The sequence below is a fragment of the Polaromonas sp. P1_H6 genome (genome assembly GCF_056405195.1).
Genome location: NZ_JBFUCN010000003.1, coordinates 85,736 through 108,589 on the forward strand (window position 1 = coordinate 85,736; position 22,854 = coordinate 108,589).

The 22,854-nt window shown below is 66.0% G+C and carries 21 protein-coding genes; 11 read left to right on the forward strand and 10 right to left on the reverse strand.

What is annotated here, in order from left to right:
- Positions 1-51: 51 nt before the first annotated feature.
- Positions 52-1,248, reverse strand: coding sequence for an ABC transporter substrate-binding protein (locus tag AC1D1F_RS04105; protein WP_477674885.1), 1,197 nt, complete (start codon positions 1,246-1,248; stop codon positions 52-54).
- Between the two features lie 188 nt (positions 1,249-1,436).
- On the opposite strand from AC1D1F_RS04105, the gene AC1D1F_RS04110 reads away from it, so the two are divergent.
- Complete coding sequence (locus AC1D1F_RS04110) at positions 1,437-2,189, forward strand: Crp/Fnr family transcriptional regulator (RefSeq protein WP_477674886.1); 753 nt, start codon at positions 1,437-1,439, stop codon at positions 2,187-2,189.
- Here AC1D1F_RS04110 and AC1D1F_RS04115 read toward each other — a convergent pair.
- The 3 genes from AC1D1F_RS04115 to AC1D1F_RS04125 are packed head-to-tail and all read right to left on the reverse strand — an operon-like array spanning position 2,179 to position 4,383.
- Positions 2,179-2,817, reverse strand: coding sequence for an HD domain-containing protein (locus AC1D1F_RS04115; protein WP_477674887.1), 639 nt, complete (start codon positions 2,815-2,817; stop codon positions 2,179-2,181). The two genes, AC1D1F_RS04110 and AC1D1F_RS04115, sit on opposite strands and share 11 nt — an antisense overlap.
- Positions 2,817-3,449 carry a pyridoxamine 5'-phosphate oxidase family protein gene (locus AC1D1F_RS04120; protein ID WP_477700659.1) on the reverse strand — a complete coding sequence of 211 codons (633 nt, stop codon included), beginning with the start codon at positions 3,447-3,449 and terminating at the stop codon, positions 2,817-2,819. Before AC1D1F_RS04120 ends, AC1D1F_RS04115 begins: the two co-directional genes overlap by 1 nt.
- 4 nt (positions 3,450-3,453) lie before the next feature.
- Positions 3,454-4,383: a LysR substrate-binding domain-containing protein gene (locus tag AC1D1F_RS04125; RefSeq protein WP_477674889.1), complete on the reverse strand. Its 930-nt coding sequence runs from the start codon at positions 4,381-4,383 to the stop codon at positions 3,454-3,456.
- A gap of 96 nt (positions 4,384-4,479) precedes the next feature.
- On the opposite strand from AC1D1F_RS04125, the gene AC1D1F_RS04130 reads away from it, so the two are divergent.
- From AC1D1F_RS04130 to AC1D1F_RS04175, 10 genes are all read left to right on the forward strand, one after another.
- Positions 4,480-5,277 carry a sulfite exporter TauE/SafE family protein gene (locus AC1D1F_RS04130; protein WP_477674890.1) on the forward strand — a complete coding sequence of 266 codons (798 nt, stop codon included), beginning with the start codon at positions 4,480-4,482 and terminating at the stop codon, positions 5,275-5,277.
- Between the two features lie 229 nt (positions 5,278-5,506).
- Positions 5,507-5,605, forward strand: coding sequence for a potassium-transporting ATPase subunit F (locus tag AC1D1F_RS04135; RefSeq protein ID WP_436156902.1), 99 nt, complete (start codon positions 5,507-5,509; stop codon positions 5,603-5,605).
- Complete coding sequence (kdpA, locus tag AC1D1F_RS04140; protein WP_477674891.1) at positions 5,605-7,404, forward strand: potassium-transporting ATPase subunit KdpA; 1,800 nt, start codon at positions 5,605-5,607, stop codon at positions 7,402-7,404. Before AC1D1F_RS04135 ends, kdpA begins: the two co-directional genes overlap by 1 nt.
- A gap of 22 nt (positions 7,405-7,426) precedes the next feature.
- Complete coding sequence (gene kdpB, locus AC1D1F_RS04145; protein WP_477674892.1) at positions 7,427-9,514, forward strand: potassium-transporting ATPase subunit KdpB; 2,088 nt, start codon at positions 7,427-7,429, stop codon at positions 9,512-9,514.
- A gap of 9 nt (positions 9,515-9,523) precedes the next feature.
- Entirely contained in the window at positions 9,524-10,096 is a 573-nt protein-coding gene (gene kdpC / locus AC1D1F_RS04150; RefSeq protein ID WP_477674893.1) for a potassium-transporting ATPase subunit KdpC, read from the forward strand.
- Positions 10,097-10,126: 30 nt separating this feature from the next.
- Positions 10,127-12,835, forward strand: a complete 2,709-nt coding sequence (locus AC1D1F_RS04155; protein WP_477674894.1) for a DUF4118 domain-containing protein — start codon at positions 10,127-10,129, stop codon at positions 12,833-12,835.
- 7 nt (positions 12,836-12,842) lie between these two features.
- Positions 12,843-13,550, forward strand: a complete 708-nt coding sequence (kdpE, locus tag AC1D1F_RS04160; protein WP_477696098.1) for a two-component system response regulator KdpE — start codon at positions 12,843-12,845, stop codon at positions 13,548-13,550.
- A 51-nt stretch (positions 13,551-13,601) separates the two neighbouring features.
- The gene (locus tag AC1D1F_RS04165) at positions 13,602-14,450 is read left to right on the forward strand and encodes a pseudouridine synthase (RefSeq protein WP_477696097.1); all 849 of its coding nucleotides are present in this window, start codon (positions 13,602-13,604) and stop codon (positions 14,448-14,450) included.
- Between the two features lie 108 nt (positions 14,451-14,558).
- Positions 14,559-14,957, forward strand: a complete 399-nt coding sequence (locus tag AC1D1F_RS04170; RefSeq protein ID WP_477696096.1) for a response regulator — start codon at positions 14,559-14,561, stop codon at positions 14,955-14,957.
- 81 nt (positions 14,958-15,038) lie between these two features.
- A complete protein-coding gene (locus AC1D1F_RS04175) occupies positions 15,039-16,364 on the forward strand; it encodes an esterase/lipase family protein (RefSeq protein ID WP_477674898.1) in 1,326 nt (441 codons plus the stop codon).
- A gap of 53 nt (positions 16,365-16,417) precedes the next feature.
- Here the strand turns inward: AC1D1F_RS04175 and AC1D1F_RS04180 are convergent, their stop codons facing one another.
- The 6 genes from AC1D1F_RS04180 to AC1D1F_RS04205 form a co-directional block, all read right to left on the reverse strand.
- Complete coding sequence (locus AC1D1F_RS04180) at positions 16,418-16,762, reverse strand: hypothetical protein (protein WP_477674899.1); 345 nt, start codon at positions 16,760-16,762, stop codon at positions 16,418-16,420.
- 363 nt (positions 16,763-17,125) lie between these two features.
- On the reverse strand, positions 17,126-18,016 hold the full coding sequence (locus AC1D1F_RS04185; protein ID WP_477696095.1) for a Csu type fimbrial protein: 891 nt from the start codon (positions 18,014-18,016) through the stop codon (positions 17,126-17,128).
- A 223-nt stretch (positions 18,017-18,239) separates the two neighbouring features.
- Positions 18,240-19,112 (reverse strand): spore coat protein U domain-containing protein, encoded by an 873-nt coding sequence (locus AC1D1F_RS04190; RefSeq protein ID WP_477696094.1) that lies wholly within the window; start codon positions 19,110-19,112, stop codon positions 18,240-18,242.
- Positions 19,109-21,484, reverse strand: coding sequence for a fimbria/pilus outer membrane usher protein (locus AC1D1F_RS04195; protein ID WP_477696093.1), 2,376 nt, complete (start codon positions 21,482-21,484; stop codon positions 19,109-19,111). Before AC1D1F_RS04195 ends, AC1D1F_RS04190 begins: the two co-directional genes overlap by 4 nt.
- A 39-nt stretch (positions 21,485-21,523) precedes the next feature.
- On the reverse strand, positions 21,524-22,255 hold the full coding sequence (locus tag AC1D1F_RS04200) for a fimbrial biogenesis chaperone (RefSeq protein WP_477678595.1): 732 nt from the start codon (positions 22,253-22,255) through the stop codon (positions 21,524-21,526).
- A gap of 2 nt (positions 22,256-22,257) precedes the next feature.
- Positions 22,258-22,854 carry a hypothetical protein gene (locus AC1D1F_RS04205; RefSeq protein ID WP_477678594.1) on the reverse strand — a complete coding sequence of 199 codons (597 nt, stop codon included), beginning with the start codon at positions 22,852-22,854 and terminating at the stop codon, positions 22,258-22,260.

The window sequence follows — 22,854 nt, forward strand, 5'->3', positions numbered from 1 at the left end:
ACGACAATTTCCGGGTAAGTCCTACTGGGGTGTGCCCGGGGTCCGCCCGGTTTATCGGATAAAGCGCCCGTCGCGCGAAACCATGGTCAGTTCCACGAATCGCGAGGCGTTTCGGGCCGAATCGCTGAAGCTGACCTCGAAGCCGCCCAGGTCGTAGCGCTTCAAGTTCCAGGTGCTGTCGATGAAGGCGGCGCGTGTCGGGTTCTTGCCGGCGCGGCGCAGCGCTTCGGCGAACACGCGGGCATTGATGTAGCCCTCCAGCGCCAGGTGCGAAGGCTCCAGCCCAACCCCGGCGGCCTTCCAGGCCTGCTGGAATTCGCGCACCATGGGCACCACCGTGTTGCCCGGCAGCGGCACCACCTGCGATACCGCGATGCCGGTGGCGTCGTCGCCCATGGCCTTGAGCGTCGCGGCCGCGCCCATGATGGACAGCGCGTAAAGCGACAGCCCCTTGCGCTGCGCGCGTATCGCTTTGACGAACTCGATGGTCGGCTTGCCGGCCAGGCCCACCAGCACGGCCTCCGGGCTGGACGCCGCTATCTTGACCGCCGCCGCGCCGGCATCCGAAGCGTTGTTTTCCACGGTGACGATGGCGGTCGCTTCCAGCTTGTGTTTGGCCATGGAGCGCTGGGTGGCGTCGAAGACCTCCTTGCCGAAGGAGTTGTTCTGGTAGGCGATGGCGATGCGCCGTATGCCTATGGTCGCCAGGTGCTGCACCAGCTGCTCGGCCTCGTCGGCGTAACTCGCGCGTATGTTGAACACATTGCGCGCGTTGGCCGGGCGCGCCGACAGCGCGCCCGAGAACGGCGCGAAGAAGGGCATGCCCGACTCCATCACCTGCGGCAGCATGGCTTCGATCATGGGCGTGCCCATGCAGTTGAAGAGCGCGAAATTGCTCTTGTCGTCGATAAAGCCTTTGACGTTGCCCAGCGCGCGTTTGACGTCGTAGCCGTCGTCGGCCGTTGTGAGCTCGATCAGCCGGCCGTTCACGCCGCCTTTGGCGTTGATGCCGGCAAAGCAGGCTTTGGCGCCCTGGTGCATGGCCTGGCCCAGTTCACCCAGCGGCCCGCTCAGCGCGATGGATTGCGCGATGCGCACCGGGCCGCTGTTGTCCTGCGCGTGTGCCGGGCCGTAGAGCGCGGCCGGTACGGCGGCGAGCGCGCCCAGCATGCGGCGGCGCGTCAGGCGGGTGCGGGCCGGCGGCGAATCGATTTTCGAGGTGATGGAAGGGATGGAAGGGGCTGTCATGGGGGCGTCTCCTGGTCGTTGTGGGCTCTCGGCGGGCTTGTTTCAGGCTCTTGGTGGCCTGTCTCCGCGGGGCCGATGCTATGCTTTGGAAAGAAGGCCAACTGTCTGCGCGACGACAATCCAAGGGTTGCGCCCGCCCCGGACTTTCCCTGATCCGCCACCCCTGTTTCTGCTTGAACATTGCGAGCATGGCCACTGAGTCACCCCTTCACCAACGCCGCAGGACGCCCACGCCGGACGAATTGCGCGGCATTCCCTGGCTGCCCCTGCTGCTGCCGGATGAACGCGCGCGCGCGTTGGCGGGGCTGCAGGTGGGCGACGCCGCGCCGGGCGACTATGTGTGCCGGGTGGGCAAGCCGGTGACCTACTGGTTCGGCGTGGTCGAAGGCCTGCTCAAGATGAGCAGCGACAACGAGCAAGGCATGACCATGACCTTTACCGGCGTGCCGCCCGGCGGCTGGTTCGGCGAAGGCACGGCGCTCAAGCGCGAGCCCTACCGTTACAACATCCAGGCCTTGCGCAAAAGCGTGGTGGCCGGGCTGCCGGTGGAAACCTTTCACTGGCTGCTGGACCACTCCATCGGCTTTAACCGCTTTGTGATGAACCAGCTCAACGAGCGCCTGGGCCAGTTCATCGCCGCGCGCGAAATCGACCGCATGAACAACCCCGACATCCGCGTGGCGCGCAGCCTGGCCTCGCTGTTCAACCCGGTGCTGTACCCGGGGGTCGGTGAAATCCTGCGTATCACGCAGCAGGAACTGGCTTACCTGGTCGGCCTGTCACGCCAGCGCGTGAACGAAGCGCTCAACGCCTTGCAGGCCCAGGGCTTTATCCGCATCGAATACGGCGGCCTGCGTGTGCTGGACCTGGAGGCGCTGCGCTCCAGTGTGTTCGCGGGCGAGGGGGCGGGTCTGGCTCCCCGCACAGGCCCTAGCTCGTGATGCCGGCGATGGCCAGGCGCAGGTTGTCGCGGGCGCGCGCTTCCAGCGCGGCCTGGAAATGCGGCGTGCTGTAAATAAAGGGCCGGCCCAGGAAGGCGCTAAGGATCTCCCCGCGCTTCTGGCGGAAGATCTCTTCGGGAACGAAGGCGTATTCCTGGCGTATCTGTTCTTCGTATTCGGCAAAGCGTGGCGGCAGGGCGCCCAGGATGGACAGGTCCACATCCACCAGCAGCTTCGCATCAGGCGACACCGGCAGCGCGCTGTGGCAGGTGGCCATGATCAACGCGTCCACCCGCTCCACGGTGGCGTGCGGCGCGCCGTGGCCTTCCAGTACTTCGCGCGCCCAGTCGGCGCTTCGCCTTTCGTTGTCATGGCGATGGGTGTCGTAAATCGCGTCATGGAACCAGAGCGCGATTTCAACTTCGCCGGGCCGTTCGGCCAGGTGGCGGACGGCCTCGAAATGCGCAAGGCATTCCGCCAGGTGCTGCACGGTGTGGTACTTGCGATGTGGCTCCGAGTAGCGCGCGACCAGCTCATCAAACACGCTGCCGGCGATGGCTTGCGGCGCAAGTGCACCCGCGCAGCGCTGCCAGGAGCGGGCCAGAAGGTCAGGAGCGAGATTTGCCATCAGTACAGCGTCGATTTCTGCCGCGCGGGCAGTTCGCGGTCGTATTTGTCGCCGTCTATGGCCGCCGCCGTCAGCGCCTGCAGCATGGCGCCGGGCGTGGGCACGTCGGGCCGGCCTTGCGGCACGGCCTGCCAGAGCTTTGAGCGCTGGATGGCCCGCGCGCACTGGAAGAACACCGACTCGACCTTGATCACGATGACGCAGTGCGGCGGCTTTCCTTCCATGGCAAAGCGTTGCAGCAGGTCGGGCGCCGTCGTGATGCTGGCTCGGCCGTTCACGCGCAGGGTCTCGCCGGCGCCGGGCACCAGGAACAGCAGCGCCACGCGCGGATCGGCCAGCAGGTTGCGCAGGCTGTCGATGCGGTTGTTGCCGCGGCGCTCCGGCAGCAGCAGGGTTTTGTCGTCCTGGATCGCCACAAAACCCGGCGGGTCTCCACGCGGTGAGGCGTCCAGGCCACCGGGCCCGGCCGTGGCCAGCACCGCGAAAGGCGAGGCCTGGATCAGTGCCTGGTAGGCCGGGTGCAGATAGTCCACCTCTTTTTTGAGGGAGGCGTCACCGACGGCGCCGAATAGCGCCTCCAGTTGCGGCAGGCTGGTGATGGTGTGGGTATCGGCTTGTGCGTCCATGGGCATGACTTTATCGCTTTGGTTTTTTGGCGGTGGCTGCGGGGACAGGCGCGCACAGCGCCTCCACCAGCTTGATGGCCGGCATCGACAGTTGCTCAAAGCGGCGCGCGCAGATCAAAAGCTGGCGGTCGGCCCAGCTGTCGGACAGCTTGAGCAGGCGCAGCTTGCCCGCGCCCGCATGGCGCTCGGCCGCGACGGCCGGCACCACGGCCACGCCGACACCGGCCTCCACCATGCGGCAGACGGCGTCAAAACTGCGCAGCCGTATGCGGGTTCGCATGCGCAGCCCCAGGCGCCCTGCCTGCAGGGCCAGGTGCTGCTGCAGGGCGCTGTCCTCGCCCAGGCCGACAAAGTCATGGGCCAGCGCCTGCGCGAAGCTGGTCTGTCGCTGTCGGCCGAATCCGCTGCCCTGCGGGACCACCAGCACCAGCTGGTCGCGACGGAACGGCCGGGACTCCAGGCTGGAAATATCCGCGGAGTCGGCCACGATGCCGAGGTCGGCCACCTGGTCCAGCAGCTGCGACACGATCACGTGGCTGGGGCGTTCTTCGAGGTCGACGTCGATGGCCGGATGGGTGTTGAGGAAATCCGCGAGCGCCTGCGGCAGGTAGTCGGTGATGGCGGCGGTGTTGGACAGCAGGCGCACCCGGCCCGCCAGCCCGCCGGCGTAGTCGGCTATCTCGCCGTGCATGCGTTCAATCTGCTGCAGCACCAGGCGCGCATGGTGGGCCACGGCCAGGCCGGCCTTGGTCGGCTTGACGCCGGCGCGCAGGCGCTCCAGCAGCGGAACGCCCAGAGCGCCCTCCATGCCGCGTATGCGCGCGCTGGCCGAGGCCAGCGCGAGGTGCGAGAGCTTGCTGCCGGCCGTGATGCTGCCGGTGTCGATGACGTGCAGGAAGAGCCGCAGGTCGACAAGGTCAAAGCGGAGGGTGGCGGGCATGGCGCTGTGTTGGGTCCTGGCCTTCGGAGAAAACGAAGGCTGCCAACGCATATTACCGCTTGAGCGTGAACGCGTCGCTGCGCAGAATTCGGCTGCATGAACTGGATAAACAATCTCACGGGCTCGGGGCATGAAACCCTTTTGATGGGTGTGGTTGCCGCGGTATTCCTGCTGGCCGGCCTGGTCAAGGGCGTGGTCGGCCTGGGGCTGCCGACGCTGTCCATGGGCTTGCTGGCCGGCGTGATGCCGCCCGCGCAGGCAGCGGTGATTTTGATCCTGCCTTCGTTTCTGACGAATGCCTGGCAGATGTGGGACGGCGCTGCGCTGGGCCGGCTGGCCAGGCGGCTCTGGCCTTTGCAACTTGGCGTGGCGGCCGGCACGCTGTGGGCGCCCGTGAGCCTCGTCACCCTCAATGCCAATGTGGCCTCGGCGGGCCTGGGGGCGGCCTTGATGGCCTATGCCCTGCTGGGGCTGGCGGCCGCTCCGCTGGCTGTGCCCCGCCGTGGCGAGGCGCTTTGTTCCGGCGTCACGGGGCTCATCACCGGTGCCATCACGGCGGCCACGGGTGTTTTTGTCTTCCCGGCGGTGCCTTACCTGCAGGCCCTGTCGCTGAGGAAGGATGAGCTGGTGCAGGCGCTGGGCCTGTCCTTCACCGTTTCCACCGTCGCGCTGTTTGGGCGCCTGGCGCTCGAAGGCTCATTTTCGGCCGCGGCCTTGCCCGGCGGATGGAGCTGGCTGGTGGCCTTGCCTGCGGCATTGCTGGGGATGGCGGTGGGCCAGATGCTGCGCGGCCGGCTGAATGAGAAAAACTTCAAGCGGCTGTTCTTTGCGGGCTTGCTGGCCATTGGCCTTTATATGGTGATTGGCAGCGCGATACGTTGGCTTGCGGGCTAAGGCCTGGCGCGCAGGCATTGTTTTACGGCCGGTTTTTACGCTTTCTTTATACCGGCCACCGGTCTTTCATCCCCGTTTTTACACGCCGGATCCGAAACTTTCCCCATCGTTGTCAGTTGGAGAAAGTCATGGATCTTGCGTTTATGCTCGGCGCCGCCGCCCTTTGGGGTGTGATGGTCTTGCTGGTCTGGGGTTTCCAGAGGCTCGAAAAATCCGAAGGGGGCCGTTCATGATCCCCCTTGACGTTTTGTACGGCTTTGGCGGCGTCTGCGCCATCGTGCTGCTCACCTACCTCGTGTATGCGCTGATCTGCGCCGAGGAGTTCTGATGAGCAATTCGTCCTGGGGCCTGCTGGCTTTTTTCCTGGTCGCCCTGTTGCTCACCGCCTGGCCGCTGGGCCTCTGGCTGGCCCGCATTTATTCCGGCAGCCTTCCCGGCTGGATGCACAAGCTCGAAGCGCCGCTGTACCGCCTGGCCGGCACCTCCGCCGATACCAACATGAAATGGTCGCAGTACGCGCTGGCTTTGCTGGCCTTTAATGCGCTGGGCGTGCTGGCCGTTTACGCCTTGCAGCGCCTGCAGGTCTGGCTGCCGCTGAACCCGGCCGGCATGGTGGCCGTGGCGCCCGACTCGGCCTTTAACACCGCCATCAGCTTTGTCTCCAATACCAACTGGCAGGCTTATGCGGGCGAGTCCACCATGAGTTACCTCACGCAGATGCTGGTGCTGGCTGTGCAGAACTTTTTCTCGGCCGCCACCGGCATCGCCGTGGTGTTCGCGCTGTTCCGTGGTTTTGCCGCGCGTGCCACGGGCGCGATCGGCAACTTCTGGGTGGACGTCACGCGCATCACGGCCTGGCTGCTGCTGCCGCTGTCGCTGGTATTCGCGATTTTCCTCGTGGGGCAGGGCGTGATCCAGAACTTCGACGGCTACAAGGAGGTGGCCACGCTGGAGACCACGTCCTACCAGGTGGCCAAGAACGGCGCCGACGGCCAGGCCTTGAAAGACGACAAGGGCAATCCCGTGATGGAGGATGCCAAGACCGGCACGCAGACCCTGGCCATGGGCCCGGTCGCTTCGCAGGAGGCCATCAAGATGCTGGGCACCAATGGCGGCGGTTTCTTCAATGCCAACTCGGCCCACCCTTATGAGAACCCGACGGCGCTCAGCAATTTTTTCCAGATGCTGTCCATCTTCCTGATCCCCGCGGCGCTGTGCTTTGCGTTTGGACGCGCGGTGGGCGACCAGCGCCAGGGCTGGGCCGTGCTGGCCGCGATGACGCTGCTGTTTGTGGTCGCGGTGGTGGCCATCACGCCGGCCGAACATGCCGGCAACCCGCTGTTGTCGCCCCTGGGCGTGGACCAGGCGGCCAGCGCGCTGCAGGCCGGCGGCAATATGGAAGGCAAGGAAACCCGCTTCGGTATCGATGCCTCCAGCCTGTTCGCGGTCATCACCACGGCGGCGTCATGCGGCGCGGTCAACGCCATGCACGACTCCTTCACGCCGCTGGGCGGCATGGTGCCCATGGTGATGATGCAGCTGGGCGAGGTGGTGTTCGGCGGTGTGGGCACCGGCCTCTACGGCATGCTGATCTTCGCCATCCTGGCGGTGTTCATTGCCGGCCTGATGATTGGCCGCACGCCGGAATACCTGGGCAAGAAGATCGAATCGCACGAGATGAAGCTGGTCTCGATCACCATCCTGGTCACGCCCATCCTGGTGTTGGCTGGCACGGCGGTGGCGGTACTGGCCGGCGCGGGCAAGGCCGGCATCGCCAACCCGGGTGCGCATGGCTTTTCTGAAATCCTGTATGCGCTGACCTCGGCCGGCAATAACAACGGCAGCGCCTTTGCCGGCCTGTCGGCCAACACGCCCTTCTACAACACGCTGCTGGGTTTGGTGATGTGGCTGGGCCGTTTCGGCGTCATCGTGCCGGTGCTGGCGATTGCCGGCGCGCTGGCCTCCAAGAAACGCCTGCCGGCCACGGCTGGCACCATGCCCACGCACGGTCCGCTGTTTGTGATGCTGCTGATAGGCACCGTGCTGCTGGTGGGCCTGCTCAATTACGTGCCAGCCCTGGCGCTGGGACCGGTGGTCGAGCATTTGATGCTCTGGCCAGCCCATTGAATCGCAGCGAAAGAGAAGTGATATGACTACCCAAAAACCTTTTGTGCTGCTCGACCCCGCACTGCTCAAACCTGCCATCGCGGCCTCGTTCACCAAGCTGAACCCGCGCGTGCAATGGCGAAACCCGGTCATGTTCGTCGTCTACATCGGCAGCATCTTCACCACCTTGCTGGGCCTGCAGGCCTTGCAGGGACAGGGCGAGGCGCCAGCAGGCTTCATTCTGGCCGTGGCCGTCTGGCTGTGGTTCACCGTGCTGTTCGCCAACTTTGCCGAGGCGCTGGCCGAGGGCCGCAGCAAGGCACAAGCCGCGTCGCTGCGCAGCCTTAAAAAGAGCACCTGGGCCAAAAAATTCAAGGAGGCCAACAGCAAGGTCTTCCACGGTACCGCCTGGTTGCCGGAGCAAGCCGAAAACCTGCGCAAGGGCGCGGTGGTGTTCGTCGAAGCTGGCGACATGGTCCCGCTGGACGGCGAGGTCATTGAAGGCGTGGCCTCGGTCGACGAAAGCGCCATCACCGGCGAATCGGCCCCCGTGGTGCGCGAGTCGGGCGGTGACTTCTCGGCCGTGACCGGCGGCACACGCGTGCTGTCCGACTGGCTGGTGGTGCGCATCGTGGTCAACCCCGGCGAGTCTTTCCTGGACCGCATGATCAGCATGGTTGAAGGCGCCAAACGCCAGAAGACGCCGAATGAAATCGCGCTGACCATCCTGCTGGTGGCGTTGACGATTGTCTTCCTGGTAGTCACGGTCACCTTGCTGCCTTTCTCGGTGTTCAGCGTGGGCGCGGCGGGCGCGGGAACTGTGGTCAGCATCACGGCGCTGGTGGCCCTGCTGGTCTGCCTGATCCCGACCACCATAGGCGGCCTGCTGTCGGCCGTGGGCGTGGCCGGCATGAGCCGCATGATGCAGGCCAATGTGATTGCCACCTCGGGCCGCGCGGTGGAAGCCGCCGGCGACGTGGACGTGCTGCTGCTCGACAAGACCGGCACCATCACCCACGGCAACCGCCAGGCTTCGAGCTTCTTGCCTGCACCTGGCTTGACGGGCGCCAAACTGGCCACAGCCGCGATGCAAGCCTCCATGGCCGATGAAACACCCGAGGGCCGCAGCATCGTCGCCTTGGCGCAGCGCCTGGGCGCGAGTGAAGCCCTGGTGGGTGACAGCCTCGAAGTACCTTTTACGGCTCAAACCCGTATGAGCGGCATCGACGTGCAGCGCCCCGACGGCAGCACGCGCCAGCTGCGCAAGGGCGCGGTCGATGCGATCCGCAAGCATGTGGAGGCGCTGGGCGGCAATGTGCCGGCCGAGGTGCTGCGCGCTGCCGACGAGGTGGCACGCCGCGGCAGCACGCCGCTGGCGGTGGCCGACGGCAACGCCGTGCTGGGCATCGTGGAGCTCAAGGACATTGTGAAGGCCGGCATCAAGGAGCGTTTCGGCGAGTTGCGCCGCATGGGCATCAAGACGGTGATGATCACCGGCGACAACAAGCTCACGGCCGCCGCGATCGCCGCCGAAGCCGGCGTCGACGACTTCCTGGCCGAGGCGACGCCCGAAGACAAGCTGAAATTGATACGCCAGTACCAGGCCGAGGGCCGGCTGGTGGCGATGATGGGCGACGGCACGAATGACGCGCCGGCCCTGGCCCAGGCCGACGTGGCGGTGGCCATGAACAGCGGCACCCAGGCCGCCAAGGAAGCCGCCAACATGGTGGACCTGGATTCCAACCCTACCAAGCTGCTGGAGGTGGTGGAGACCGGCAAGGCCTTGCTGATGACGCGCGGCTCGCTCACGACGTTTTCCATCGCCAACGACGTGGCCAAGTACTTCGCCATCATCCCGGCGATCTTTGTGAGCACCTACCCGCAGCTGGCCGCGCTCAATGTGATGCGCCTGGGCAGCCCCTCGACAGCGATTTTGTCGGCGGTGATCTTCAACGCGCTGGTCATCATGTTCTTGATCCCGCTGGCGCTCAAGGGCGTGAAATACCGGCCCGTCGGCGCGGCGGCACTGCTGCGCCGCAACCTGCTGATTTATGGCCTGGGCGGCCTGATCGTGCCTTTTGTCGGCATCAAGGCGATTGATCTCCTGCTGGTCGCGATGAATTTCGCATAAGGAAACACCATGAAAACCATACTTCGCCCCGCACTCGTGATGTTCACCGTGCTGACCCTGGTCACTGGCGTCGCCTACCCGCTGGTGGTGACCGGTGCCGCGCAGTCGCTGTTCCCGTCGCAGGCCGCGGGAAGCCTGATCGTGCGCGACGGCAAGCCGGTCGGCTCCGCGCTGATAGGCCAGAACTTCGGCGACCCCAAGCATTTCTGGGGCCGTCCCTCCGCCACCGGACCCATGCCTTACAACGCCGCGGCTTCCAGCGGCGCCAACCAGGGGCCGCTCAATCCCGCGCTGGTCGATGCCGTGAAAGGCCGTATCGAAGCGCTCAAAGCGGCGGATCCCGGCAATACCGCAGCGGTGCCGGTGGACCTGGTCACGGCCTCGGCCAGCGGGCTGGACCCGCACATCAGCCCCGCCGCCGCGCGCTACCAGGCAGCCCGGGTGGCCAGGGCGCGTGGCTTGCCGCTGGAGAAGGTGCAGGCCCTGGTCGAACAGCACACCGAACGCCCCTGGCCGGCGTTTCTGGGTGAGGCCCAGGTCAATGTGCTGAAGCTCAATCTCGCGCTTGAGGCTTTGCGTTAATCGATACCATGAGGCACCCTCCATAAATCCATGGCCATTTCCCCCGACGCCCGCCCCGACCCTGATGAACTCCTGGACCGCCTGCGCGGCGAGGAAGAAAAGGCGCGCCGGGGCCGCTTGCGTATTTACTTCGGCGCCAGCGCTGGCGTGGGCAAGACCTACGCCATGCTCAGCGCCGCGCAGCGCGAGCGCAAGGCCGGGCGCGACGTGCTGGTCGGCGTGGTCGAAACCCATGGCCGCAGCGAAACCATGGAATTGCTGGCGGGGCTGGAGCAACTGTCTTTGCGGGAGGTGGCCTACCGCGGCCGCACGCTGAAAGAGTTCGACCTGGACGCGGCGCTGGCGCGCAAGCCGGCGGTGCTGCTGGTCGACGAACTCGCGCACAGCAATGTGGAAGGTTCGCGCCACGCCAAGCGCTGGCAGGACGTGCACGAGCTGCTGGAGGCCGGCATCGAGGTCTGGTCGGCCGTCAATGTGCAGCACCTGGAGAGCCTGAACGGCACGGTGGGCGCCATCACAGGCATACGCGTGCATGAGACCGTGCCGGACACGGTGCTGGACGGCGCCGATGAAATCATCCTGGTCGACGTCACGCCCGATGAGCTGATGGCGCGGCTCAAGGCCGGCAAGGTCTACATGCCGCAGCAGGCCGAACGCGCGGCGCAGAACTTTTTCCGCAAGGGCAACCTGATTGCGTTGCGCGAGATTGCCCTGCGGCGCACGGCCGAGCATGTGGAAGACGACGTGCGCAGCTACCGCGTCGAGAAATCCATCGCCCCGGTATGGAACACCGAAGGCGCGATCCTGGCCTGCATAGGCCCGCGCCAGGGCGCCGAACAAACGGTGCGCACGGCGGCGCGCCTGGCCGGCCAGCTCAATGTGCGCTGGCATGCGGCTTATGTGGAAACACCGCGCCTGCAGTTGCTGGAGGTGGCCGAACGCGACCGCATCCTGGCCGTGATCCAGCTGGCCGAAGAACTGGGCGCGGCCACGGCGGTGCTGACGGGCAGCGATGCCGCCGCTGAACTGGTGGCGCAGGCGCAGCAGCTCAATTGCGCGACGCTGGTGGTGGGACGGCCGCAGTTGCCGGGCTGGCGCGCGTTGTGGGCTGGCCCCTCGATGACGCGCCGCCTCGCGACGCTGGCGCCTACGCTGGACATCGTCGAGGTGGGCCATGCCGACAGCGCGCGGCGGCTGGCGCGCGCCGTGCAGCGTTCGGCCGAGGATGACGAGGCTGCCGCCTGGCAAGGAAAGCTGCCCGGTTATGCCTGGGCCGCGGCGGGCAGCGCGGCCGTCACGCTGCTGGCCCTGCCGCTGCTGGCTTACTTCGACCTGGCCAACATCGTGATGGTGTTCCTGATGGCTACGGTGCTGGTGGCGCTGAAGTTCGGGCGCGGTCCGGCGGCGCTCGCGGCTTTCCTCAATGTCGCGGCCTTTGATTACTTCTTTGTCGCGCCGCGCCTGTCTTTCGCCGTCAGCGACGTGCAATACCTCGTGACTTTCGGCGTGATGCTGGTGGTGGGCCTGCTGACCGGCCAGCTCACGGCGGGCCTGCGTTTCCAGGCGCGCATCGCGGCCAGCCGCGAGCGCCGCGCACAGTCGCTGTTCGAGCTCACGCGCGATTTGTCGGCGGCCTTGCTGAGCGAGCAGGTCACCGAGCTCGGCGAGGCGGCCGCGCGGCGCAACTTCGGCGGCCAGGCGCTGGTGCTGGTGACCGACGGCCACGACCAGCTGCTGCCGCCTGAAAAACCGCCGGCGGATTTTGACGCCAGTGTGGCCGACTGGGTGTTTCGTAACGAACAGCCGGCCGGGCTGGCCACGGCTACCTTGTCGGCCCAGGCCTGGCATTACCTGCCGCTCAAGGCGCCCATGCGGGTGCGCGGCGTGCTGGCCGTGAAGCCCGCGCAGGCACGCTGGCTGCTGATCCCGGAGCAGATGCAGCAGCTTGACACGCTGGCACGGCAGATCGCTATCGCGCAGGAGCGTGTGCACTATGTGGATGTGGCCCAGCAGGCGGTGGTGCAGATGGAGTCCGAAAAACTGCGCAACATGCTCCTGGCCGCGATTTCGCACGACGTGCGCACGCCACTGACCGCGCTGATCGGCCTGGCCGATTCGCTGCAGCGCACGGCGCCGCCGCTCAGCGATGAGCAGTCGCAGGCGGCGCGCGCCATCGCCGGCGAAGCACGCCACCTGAGCGCACTGGTCAACAACCTGCTGGACATGGCGCGGCTGCAAAGCGGCGCCGTCAATTTGCGCAGCGACTGGCAGTCGGTCGAGGAGATCGTGGGCTCGGCGATACGTCAGGCCCAGCATGCGCTGGCCGGCAGGGCGGTGGTGACGGCGCTGCCCGCCGACCTGCCGCTGGTCGAATTTGACGCGGTGCTGATGGAGCGCGTGCTGGTCAACCTGCTGGAGAATGCCGCGAAGTACGGCAAGCCACCGATTGACATCAGCGCCGAGGTGACGGACACGGCGCTACGGCTCACGGTGCGCGACCACGGTCCCGGCCTGCCCGCCGCACTGAAAGGCCGCGAGCACGAGCTGTTCGAGAAATTCACGCGTGGCGAGGCCGAATCGGCTACACCGGGCGTGGGCCTGGGCCTGGCAATCTGCCAGGCGGTGGTGCAGGCGCACCGCGGGCAGGTCACCGCAAGCAATGCAGCGGGCGGTGGTGCAGAATTCACCGTCACCCTGCCGCGGCGCACGCCGCCCCAGGGCCTGCCTGAAACCGCCTGATCACACCATGTCGCATCCCGCTCCCGTTGCCGTCGTCATTGAAGACGAGCCGCAGATACGCCGCTTTGTGCGCGCGGCGCTGGAGGCCGAGGGCTGGCAGGTGTTCGAGGCCGACACCGCCAAACGCGGGCTGACCGAAGCCGGCACGCGCAAACCCGACCTGCTGGTGCTGGACCTGGGGCTGCCCGACGGCGACGGGCTGGAGGTGATTCGCGACGTGCGCGGCTGGTCGGCCGTGCCGATTGTGGTGCTGTCGGCGCGCGCCGACGAGGCCGACAAGATCGCCGCGCTGGATGCCGGCGCCGACGACTACCTGACCAAGCCCTTTGGCGTGGGCGAGCTGCTGGCCCGCGTGCGCGCCAACCTGCGCCGCCCGCGCGGGGCCGGGGCCGACGGCGCGCCCGACGAGCCGCTGTTCCGCTTCGGCGAGGTGGAGGTGGACCGCCAGGCGCGGCTGGTGCGGCGCGCCGGCGTGGAGGTGCATTTGACGCCCATCGAATACCGCCTGCTCACGGTGCTGCTCGGCCATGCCGGCCGGGTGTTGACGCACCGGCAACTGCTGCGCGAAGTCTGGGGGCCCTCGCACGCGGAGCAAAACCACTATTTGCGCATCTACATGGGCCATTTGCGCCAGAAGCTCGAAACCGACCCGGCGCAACCCCAACACCTGCTGACCGAAACCGGGGTCGGTTACCGGCTCTGGGTGGGACAATAGCCACCATAGCGCCCGACAGCCGGGCACCTAGCTCGATCAAGTACCCAGCCCATGCAAGACCCCCTCAAACCCGGCTCAGCCCCCAAACCCGTGGGCGCCGCCGTCCGCATCCCCAAAGCCCCGGCCGCCGCAGCGGGTGCGCCCGCGCCTACCGTGCGCTTGAACAAGCGCATGGCCGAACTGGGCCTGTGCTCGCGCCGCGAGGCCGACGACTGGATCGCGCGCGGCTGGGTGCGCGTGAACGGCGCGCCCGCCGTGATGGGCCAGCCGGTGGCGGTGGACGCGCGCATCGAGATCGACCGCCAGGCCGAGCAACAGCAGCGCATGCAGGTCACCATCCTGATCAACAAGCCGGTCGGCTACGTCAGCGGCCAGGCCGAGGACGGGCACGAGCCGGCCGTGGTGCTGGTGCAGCCGCAAAACCGCTGGCGCGAATGCAACAGCCACATGCGCTGGGGCCACGAACAGCTGCGCGGCCTGGCGCCGGCGGGCCGGCTCGACATCGATTCGATAGGCCTTTTGGTGCTCACGCAGGATGGGCGCGTGGCGCGCCAGCTGATCGGCGAAGACTCGGACATCGAAAAGGAGTATTTGGTGCGCGTGAGCTACGGGCCGGAAACGGTCAACGTGCAGTCGGTGCTCCCGCCCGAAAAGCTGGCCCTGCTGAACCACGGCCTGAGCCTGGACGGCCAGGCGCTGCGGCCCGCGAAGGTGTCGTGGCAAAACCCCGAACAGCTGCGTTTTGTGCTCAAGGAAGGCAAAAAACGCCAGATCCGCCGCATGTGCGAGCAGGTGGGGCTGTTTGTGACGGGGCTCAAGCGTGTGCGCATAGGCCAGGTCAACCTGGGGCACCTGCCTGTGGGGCAGTGGCGTTACCTGGCGCCGCACGAGCATTTCTAGGGCCGCTCCGACCTTGATGTTGGCGCGGCCAGCGGGTACTACGCTGTCCTACCTGGAGGCGGGCCAACGGATGGCAGCGCCTGCCCCGCAGCGGCCTAAAGTGGGTGTATGGCACTTATTACTTACCTGGTCGAGGACAACCAGATCGTCCTGGAGAACCTGATCGAGGCGCTCCAGGAAATCGCCGCTGTCCAGGTCACGGGCCATGGGGCTACCCAGGCCGAGGCCAGCCGCTGGCTGCGCGCGCACAACGGGGAATGGCAGCTGGCCATCGTCGACCTTTTCCTGAAAGAGGGCAACGGCCTGGGCGTGCTGGCGGGCTGCCGCAACCGCGAGCCTTACCAGAAGGTCGTGGTGCTCACCAATTACGCGACGCCGGAAATCCGCCGCCGCTCCGCGGACCTGGGCGCCGACGCCGTATTCGATAAATCCAGTGAACTGGACAGCCTGTTTGCCTACTGCGCGGAGCAGACCGCGCATGAAGAGCCGGGCAAATTGCCGCACTAGGGCCAGGGCTCGGGGCGAGGCGCTTCCAGGGCCGTCCCAACACCTGCTGGCGCGCGTGCGGCTCTGCCTCCACAATCGGGCATGACCCCACCCGACCAGCCCGAAACGCCAGGGCCTTTTTCGCCGGGCCTGTTGCCCACCTGGCTGCATGTCTCCGACATCCAGGGGCTGGCGCAGCTTGCCACGCAGGCCACGCTGGGCGTCACCGGCCTGGCCGAAAGCGTGCAGGGCAATATCTACAAGGCCGTCGCCGCGCCTTTCGGCCCGCTGGGCGCGAAATTCATCAATCGCATGCCGGGCGCCAGCGGCGTGCGCCCGCTGGGCATCACCGGCCTGGTCTACGGCGGCATCAAGGGTGTGACGCGGCTGGCCGGCGGCACGGCCAATGCCTTGCTGTCGCGCGCGGCGCCGCTGGCGGGACGGGCCTCGACGCCGCAGCGCGAGGCCATGTTGTCGGCGCTCAATGGCGTGCTGGGCGACCGCTTGGCCGAGACAGCCAACCCGCTGGCGATTTCCATGCGCCTGCGCCATCAGGGCCAGCCGCTGCTGCTGGAAGCGCAGGCACTGGCCGTGCGCTTGCCGAATGCGACGGGAAAGCTGCTGGTGGTAGTGCACGGCCTGTGCATGAACGACCTGCAATGGAACAGCGCGGCCGCCGGCGGCTTCAAGGGCCACGGCGAACAGCTGGCGCGCGAGCTTGGGTATACGCCCGTCTACCTGCACTACAACACCGGCCTGCACACCTCGGACAACGGCGAGCAACTGGCCGGGCTGCTGCAGCAACTGGCCAAAGCCTGGCCGCAGCCGGTTGAAAGCATCACGTTTCTGGTGCACAGCATGGGCGGCCTGGTCGCGCGCAGCGCCTGCCACCAGGCGGCCGAGGCCGGCTACAGCTGGCTGGCGCAGCTCAAGGCGCTGGTGTTCCTGGGAACCCCGCATCACGGCGCGCCGCTGGAGCGCCTGGGCAGCTGGGTGGACGGTGTGCTGGGCGGCAACATCGTGACCAAACCGTTCGCCAGGATAGGCCAGGTGCGCAGCGCCGGCATCACCGACCTGCGCCACGGCAATGTGCTGCGTGCCGACTGGCATGACGCGGGGCGCTTTGAGCGCGGGCCCGATGCGCGCCGGCCCGTGCCGCTGCCGGCCGGTGTTAATTGCTACACCGTCGCGGCCACCACGCTGGCGCCCGGCAAGGGGCCGCTGATGGCGGTGCGGGAGGCGCTGGCGCGCAAGATGGTCGGCGACGGCCTGGTGTCACTCGAAAGCGCGCTGGGCCTGCATGCGGAGCCGGAGCGTTGCCTGGCGTTTGCGCCGGAAAACCAGTGGATAGCGCAGGGCATGAACCACATGGAACTGCTGAGCCGGCCTGAGGTGGGGCGGCAGCTGGTGCGTTGGCTGGGTCAATAGCCTCGCGCTGGGTTTGAAGGGGCCTGCGCGACCCCGGGGCCGGCCAGATCGGGCTACCAGGAGATGGTCAGCTCAAGCGGTTCCGTGGACCGCATGGGTTTTCCCGCCACGACAGCCAGCGCATTCAGGCGTTGGGGCTGTCCCGTTTTCCCATTCGAGGCGCTTGCAATGGCCTGTACATCCACCGTGGCGGGGCAGCTGATGCGCAGGGTTTCCTTGGGCCCGTCGGCTCGTCCCCGGTGGGTGCAGCGGTGGTCGGCCGTCACGGCCTCGCTGAAGGTGTTCAGCACGATGGTGACGCCAAACGATGCTGAAGCGCTTTGCGCATGGAGCGCAGGGCAGGCCAGCAAAGCTTGCGTGGCAAGCAGGAAGCCCAAAACTGTCTTGAAAGTCCGCATGGCGTGTACTCCTGAATCTGTCAGTAGTAACGACCATTCTAATTAAATTGATAAATTTAGTAAAAATTGATTCTGTAATTAATTCGTGAAATTTTTGGCAATATTAACCAAAATTAGAAATTATTATCGATTTCCAGATCGTATTTATCAGTTTTGAGGCGAAACCACGCGGAGCCGCGACGCAAAGCTGTTGCGACGCACACGCGCAGGGGTGAAGCGCCAACGCTGGATGCTCGTGTACCTCTTGCCGACCGGCGCCAGATGGCAACTCAGCAGGAAGCGAGGCCCAAACGGATCAGCGGCTGATCTTGACGGCATGGCCTACCGCAGGCCTGCCCAGACAGAAAAACAGCGGTGATTGCCTCAGTAGGTGATGGTCAGGGTACGTGGCTGCGTCTGGTTGCAGGTGGCACCGCTGCAGGTACCGGATGTGCTGCCGCCACCCAGGATGGTGCCGTTGATCGTGAAGTTTTCCGGCAAACCGGTGCCGGTGCGGTTACCGGGCGCGCTCAATGACAGGGTGTAGTTCAGGCCCAGCAAGGTGCCCCCCGGCGCGTCCAGGGTCATGGCGTAAGCCTGATTAATCGTGCAGCGGACGGTGTAGGACGTATTGGCCGTCGCATTCGCTACCTGGAACGAGGTGTAGTTGAAGCTGATGCTGCCCGGGGGGGTGGTCAGCAGACACAGCGAGTTGTTGTTGATGGTGACCGGGAAGGTGCCATTCGACAGGTTGCCGGTGCCGCAACCTGTACCCAGGGAGTTGCACAGCCTCATGGTCACTGTGTCGGTAAAGAGGCCGGCGTTCTTGTTCTGGACGGCGGGGATGGTGGTGTAGTAGGTCTGGGTATGGGTGGCGAACAAGGTGGCGGCAGTGCCGAAATTGACGGTGCCGGTAAAGTCCAGCGCTGTGCTATTGCCCCACCGCTGGGTGAGGCCCGCGTCACGGTAGAGGTTGTAGTTCATCCTGGCTGCGCCTGTTCCTCCTGCTCCATTGAACGCCCGGTTGAAGCCGCCGCTTTCATGCAGGCCGTCGTCCGAGGTCAGGGTGTAGGCGAACGTGATAGCGTCGCCCGCTGTCCGGCTGCAGCTCACCGTAAAGCTTCCGGTGCCGTTGGTCGGGTTGGGATCGTTTTCGAAATAGTAAGCCGTGAAACCGGAAGACGATACGTTGCAAACAATGGCGGCCTGGGCCCGCAGTGCGCAAATGCATAGCAAGGCTATCAGGACGCTGCGCAATGCGTAAGAAGCACTCATCGATTGACTCCGTTGCATCTGCCCAGGCTGTTGCCAGACACGACGACTTTCAGGTAGTGATAGTAACGTCTTGTAGCAGTATGGTGAATGGTGCTGCATTGCGCTGAATCGCGCTGCTTTCATGAACTCAGGCGCTGAGAATTCGTGACAAAAGTCACACTGTGACGGGGGAGGCAAGCGGCTTGGCCGCTTGCATAAACAAGAAAAAAAGAGGACTGCGAGGTCAATACGTCACGGTCAGGGTGCGCGGCGCCGCGCTGGTACAAATACCCCCTCCGCAAGTGCCGGACTGGCCCGCAGCAATGGTGCCGTTGATGGTGAAATTCTGCGGGAAGCCGGTGCCTGTCTGGCCTCCAGGATTGCTCAGCGCCAGGCTGTAATTGAGGCCGAGCAGGTTTCCCGCCGTCGCATCCAGGGCCATCGTGTAGGGCTCGCCAATGGTGCAGCGCACGGCATAGGCTGTACTGGCCGTGGCGGGAGTCGGCTGGAACGAGGTGTAGTTGAACACGATGTTCCCGGGTGGCGTGCTGAGCAGGCAGATGGACTGGTTGTTGATGCTCACGGGGAAGGTGGGAAAGACGTCCGTGTTGTTGTTGGGGCCGTTGTCGTAGCGCAGGCGCATGGTCACGGTGTCGGTGAAGATCTTGGCGTTCTTGTTGAGCCCGGCGGCAATGCGGCTGTAAAAGACATGCGTGACGCTGGCCGTCAGGGCGCTGCCGAAGGTGATCGTTCCCGCGAAGTCGGTGGCATTGGTATAGCCCCATTCCCCGTTCCCGGGCGCCGTTCTGAAAAGGTCGTAGGCGATCTGGTTGGCCGCGCCGGTGCCGTTCACCGCCTGGTTGGTGCTTCCGGCGCCGGGGTTGAAACCGTCGTCGGCCCGCAGGGTGTAGGGCGAGGTGGTCGGGTCCGTCGGGCCGCGTGAGCAATTAATCGTGACGGTCCAGGCGCCGGTGGTAGGGTTGGGGTCGTTCTCGAAGTACACCATCTGCACGGGTGTGGCGGTGGCGTTGCAGACCAGCGCCGCCATGGCCGGCGCCGCGCCCGCGAGGGACAGGCATGCCGCCGCGGCGAGGCGCCAGGGGTTTACGGAATTCACGGTTTGACTCCTGAGCAGTGGACCGGGCCCACGCGGGTAATGTCTTCAAGGTTGCCGGGCGGCAGCTCGACGGTAAAGGTGCAACTCGCGCCGTTCCACTTCAGGCGCAGGCGGTTGGAGGGTTGCAGTCCGGTGACGAAGGCCTCGCCGCGGCGGGCGACGAAGAATTCCTTCTTGTCGCCTATCAACTCGATCTCGGCGCCGGCGGGTGCGGGTTCACCGTTGTCGAGCACGATGCGGATCAGGGCACCCCGGCCCGAGCGCACGGGGAAGGTGATCTTGACCCCGCCGCGCAGGGCCGGCACGGCCTCTTGCTCGATCGAGTCGAGCTCGGCGCTGATGGGCAGTTCGGTCGGGTCCAGCCGCACGCTGTTGCGCTGGAAGGGCAGCAAACGCGGCAGCAGCGCCACGCCCTTTTCATCGGTGCGGGTCAGTGTGCTGCCCTGGAAGCCAACGCCGACATTGGCATAGCCCGGCACTTCCACGATGGCGAAACTGTCCTGCACCCGGCGTGTCGCGAAGGCCTGGCCTTCGGCCATGACCAATCCCCCGACCAGGCCCAGGCGCAGGTTCTGCTGGTTTTCGCCCGCGTTGACGTCGGCCGAAAACAAGCCTTTGCTGCCCTGGTAATAGGCGCCGCCCTCCGTGTAGCGGCCCTCCGCGCGCGTGCCCAGGGCCGTGCGCCAGCCCCAGCCGGTTTCAGCGCTCAGGGCCCGGCTGGCGTTCACATAACCTTCGGTCGTCCCGCTGCGAGTGGTGACGCCGGAAGCAATCGTGATGTGGTTGTCCAGCGGCACGATCAGGGTCGCGCCCACCGAGGTGCCGGAGGAGGATCCGCTGAGCCGCGTGGCACTTAAGGTCAGGGCGCTGCGCGGCCCGAGCCGCATGGTGTAGTTGACGCTGACGGTGTCGAGTTTGCCGAGGTCGTAGGTGTCAAAGCCCGCATAGCTCACGTTGAACGCGCCGAACTGGTCGGTGCTATAGCTGTAACTGGCGGTGGTCTGCAGGCGTGGCAGCGGCGACGCTGTGTCTATGCCCAGTTGGCGGTAGCCGCGCGACGCGCCTTCCGCGCTCAGCGAGACGCCGTGGCGCAGGCCGGTGCGTTCGATGCCGACCAGCCAGTTGTGGCCGCGGCCGGCGGTGTCGCTGCGGCTGAAGGACACCGCGGTCTGCCCCAGCATCTGGAAGGGCAGCTCATAGCTGGCGCCCGCACCCATGCGCGACAGGGGCCGGGACCATTCGCCATTGGCCTCGACAGTGATGCTCTTGGTCAGGCCCTGGCGCCACAGGCCCGATACAAAGCGGGGGCCGTAGTCGGCATTCTCGATGCCCAGCTGGTTGCGTATGGCTCCCGCCTCGAAGCTCCAGTCGCTGAGGTTTTCCTCCAGCAGGTTGGCATTGCTGAAGAAAGACTGGGTGATGACTGTCTCGCGGCCCAGGATGTCGCGCACCACCACGCGCGCCTCGCCGGCGCCTGTCAGCGCCGGAAAGTTGTCGATGCTGAAAGGGCCGGAAGGCACCTTGGAGGTCTGGCGCAGCGCATCATTGACGTACAGCTCCACGGTGCTCGGGGCGGCCGACAGCCCGGTTACCGTGGGGATGGGCTGGGTGACAAAGCCGGGCTGCAGGGAGAAATTCTTGGCGAACTGCACGCCACCGAAATAGACGGATCGTCCCGAAATGCCGGTGCGTGTGCTGCTGTCGCCCAGTCGCAGGGTGCTGTTGGATTCCAGGAAATTGCGCGTATAGGTGGTTTCCAGTCGCCGCCAGGAAGCCTTGACGGTCGGGTCCTGGCTGACCAGGTTGCGGCCCACGTAGCTGCTGGTCAGCAGCCCCCACTGCCCGGAAAACCCCAACTCGGTCAAGGCCCCGAGATCCCGGGCGTCCCCCGCGCCGCCGATGGCGTTGCGGGTGTGGGTGCTCAGGTAATTCAGGTCGTAGTTGGCAAAGAACGCCGGCACGCTCGGCGACAGCGGCGGGCGCATGGCGGATTCCTGCGTCAGGCGCACGGCATTGAAGGCCGCCGGGGAAAAGATCAGGTCGACCGACTGCTCGGCAAAATTCAGGCGTGCCTCGAACCCCGGGATGGACGAGAGGGCATACCAGCGCTGGCCCTGGAAATCGATGTCTTGTGCGCTGGGGCGGCGATTCAGCCGCCACTCTTCAAAAGCGTCTTCGGGCGCGTAGAGGATGCCGTTGCGCTCCAGCAGGGTCCAGACACCGCCCTTGGTGCTGTTGATGAACACTTCCAGCGGAAGCAGGCGGTCATTGGCGGCGCGGGCCGCCGTCGGCGCGTTGGCGGGCGCCGTGGTTTGAGCCTGCGCGGCGAGGACGCAGCACAGGCTGGCTATGCCGATGGCCAGGGGTTGCATTCGTAAGACCTGCGGGCGCCTCCTCGTCATGGGGCTCGGTCAGGGCAAGGTGATACTGGTCGTCTGGCTTTGGCCGTCGTCGAAAGTCACCACCAGCTTGGCTTCGCCCGCCGTGACGGCTTGCTCGCTTTTGAGGCTGACGAGCTTGGTGGCACCCGGCAGGATGTAGCTGCCGCCCTCGAACTTGGCCAGTGCCTGCTCGCCTCGCATCAGCGTCGCTTCGCGAATCTGGGCATAGGCCGTGCCTGTGTTGCCGCACTGCAGGCCCACGGTTTTGGCTTCCGGACGCTGGACGGTGCAGCTCACCTGGCGCTTGGCCACCGGAGGGGTGATAAACACGGGCATGCTGAGGGCCAGCGCAATGGGAACCTGGATGCCGCTCGCGGGCAGGGCTTCCGGTACTTCACGGATGATCATGCGGTAGGTCAGTTGCCGGCTTGCATCGGCCGGCTTTAACAGGGCCAGCCGCACCACCTGGCGCGCTTTGGGCGCCAGTTTGATGATGGGGGGCGCCAGGATCAGGTCTTCCGTGAGTACCAGCTCATCGGTGCCGTCGGGCTTCTGGCTCCAGGTGTTGATATCGGCCTGCAGCACCACTTCGGTGTCCGCCTCGTTGGTCAGCGTGACGGCGATGGCGCGATCGCGCGGCGTCATGTAAAGGCGGACAGGCGTTACGGAAAACACCCCGGCCGTCGCGGCGGCCCAGGGCCCAAGCAGACTCAGCAGGAGAGCGTAGGTGATGAGGCTGCTTCGGCGCTGTGGGACGTTCATCCCTAGAAGGATACCAGCATCTCGATAGATTTAGCCTGATTGCCGGCGTGGGCGAGGCGCACGGCTGTGAGCGTTCCCCGGACGTCCTGGAAGCGTAAACGGGCCTGCGTTTCGATCTCCGCGGCTTCCGGGCCCATGGCATAACGCCGGCTTTCGAACTCCCATCCGTCGTCCACTTCGTCGCCGGCTGTGGCAACGCGCTGGTCGTCCAGGCGGCAGGCCATGCGCGCCGCCTGGTCGCCGCGGGAGATTTCGCTGCGGCAGTAGTCAGGCAGCAGCGAATCCCGGGTAGGGCGAAAGCCCGGCTGGAATCGGGCATTTACCAGGGCGTTGGCGTTGCCGACAGGGGTGATGCTCACGAAGACATTGGTGTTGCAGCGCACCTGCACCGAACTCCCGCCGGCCCCCGCGCCGGTCGCGCTGATACACGCGTTGCCGCTGCCGGCGGGATCTCCGCCGTTCAGGCGGATCTGCACGCCGAACTGGCCTCCCGCGGTGCCGGAAAAACTGCAAACGCTCGCCGAAAGCATGAATACACCGAGAGCCAGCCTTGCAAGCGAGCGCATCGGTGTTGCCATGATCAGGTCCTCGAGCGTCAA

Bases quoted from the DNA above. Each gene is read 5' to 3' on its own strand.
- AC1D1F_RS04170 (WP_477696096.1), top strand. From the start codon at position 14,559: ATGGCACTTATTACTTACCTGGTCGAGGACAACCAGATCGTCCTGGAG.
- AC1D1F_RS04165 (WP_477696097.1), top strand. From the start codon at position 13,602: ATGCAAGACCCCCTCAAACCCGGCTCAGCCCCCAAACCCGTGGGCGCC.
- AC1D1F_RS04130 (WP_477674890.1), top strand. From the start codon at position 4,480: ATGAACTGGATAAACAATCTCACGGGCTCGGGGCATGAAACCCTTTTG.
- AC1D1F_RS04155 (WP_477674894.1), top strand. From the start codon at position 10,127: ATGGCCATTTCCCCCGACGCCCGCCCCGACCCTGATGAACTCCTGGAC.
- AC1D1F_RS04185 (WP_477696095.1), bottom strand. From the start codon at position 18,016: ATGAGTGCTTCTTACGCATTGCGCAGCGTCCTGATAGCCTTGCTATGC.
- AC1D1F_RS04180 (WP_477674899.1), bottom strand. From the start codon at position 16,762: ATGCGGACTTTCAAGACAGTTTTGGGCTTCCTGCTTGCCACGCAAGCT.
- AC1D1F_RS04120 (WP_477700659.1), bottom strand. From the start codon at position 3,449: ATGCCCATGGACGCACAAGCCGATACCCACACCATCACCAGCCTGCCG.
- kdpA (WP_477674891.1), top strand. From the start codon at position 5,605: ATGAGCAATTCGTCCTGGGGCCTGCTGGCTTTTTTCCTGGTCGCCCTG.
- AC1D1F_RS04115 (WP_477674887.1), bottom strand. From the start codon at position 2,817: ATGGCAAATCTCGCTCCTGACCTTCTGGCCCGCTCCTGGCAGCGCTGC.
- AC1D1F_RS04135 (WP_436156902.1), top strand. From the start codon at position 5,507: ATGATCCCCCTTGACGTTTTGTACGGCTTTGGCGGCGTCTGCGCCATC.
- AC1D1F_RS04195 (WP_477696093.1), bottom strand. From the start codon at position 21,484: ATGCAACCCCTGGCCATCGGCATAGCCAGCCTGTGCTGCGTCCTCGCC.
- kdpE (WP_477696098.1), top strand. From the start codon at position 12,843: ATGTCGCATCCCGCTCCCGTTGCCGTCGTCATTGAAGACGAGCCGCAG.
- AC1D1F_RS04110 (WP_477674886.1), top strand. From the start codon at position 1,437: ATGGCCACTGAGTCACCCCTTCACCAACGCCGCAGGACGCCCACGCCG.
- kdpC (WP_477674893.1), top strand. From the start codon at position 9,524: ATGAAAACCATACTTCGCCCCGCACTCGTGATGTTCACCGTGCTGACC.
- AC1D1F_RS04175 (WP_477674898.1), top strand. From the start codon at position 15,039: ATGACCCCACCCGACCAGCCCGAAACGCCAGGGCCTTTTTCGCCGGGC.
- kdpB (WP_477674892.1), top strand. From the start codon at position 7,427: ATGACTACCCAAAAACCTTTTGTGCTGCTCGACCCCGCACTGCTCAAA.
- AC1D1F_RS04125 (WP_477674889.1), bottom strand. From the start codon at position 4,383: ATGCCCGCCACCCTCCGCTTTGACCTTGTCGACCTGCGGCTCTTCCTG.
- AC1D1F_RS04200 (WP_477678595.1), bottom strand. From the start codon at position 22,255: ATGAACGTCCCACAGCGCCGAAGCAGCCTCATCACCTACGCTCTCCTG.
- AC1D1F_RS04105 (WP_477674885.1), bottom strand. From the start codon at position 1,248: ATGACAGCCCCTTCCATCCCTTCCATCACCTCGAAAATCGATTCGCCG.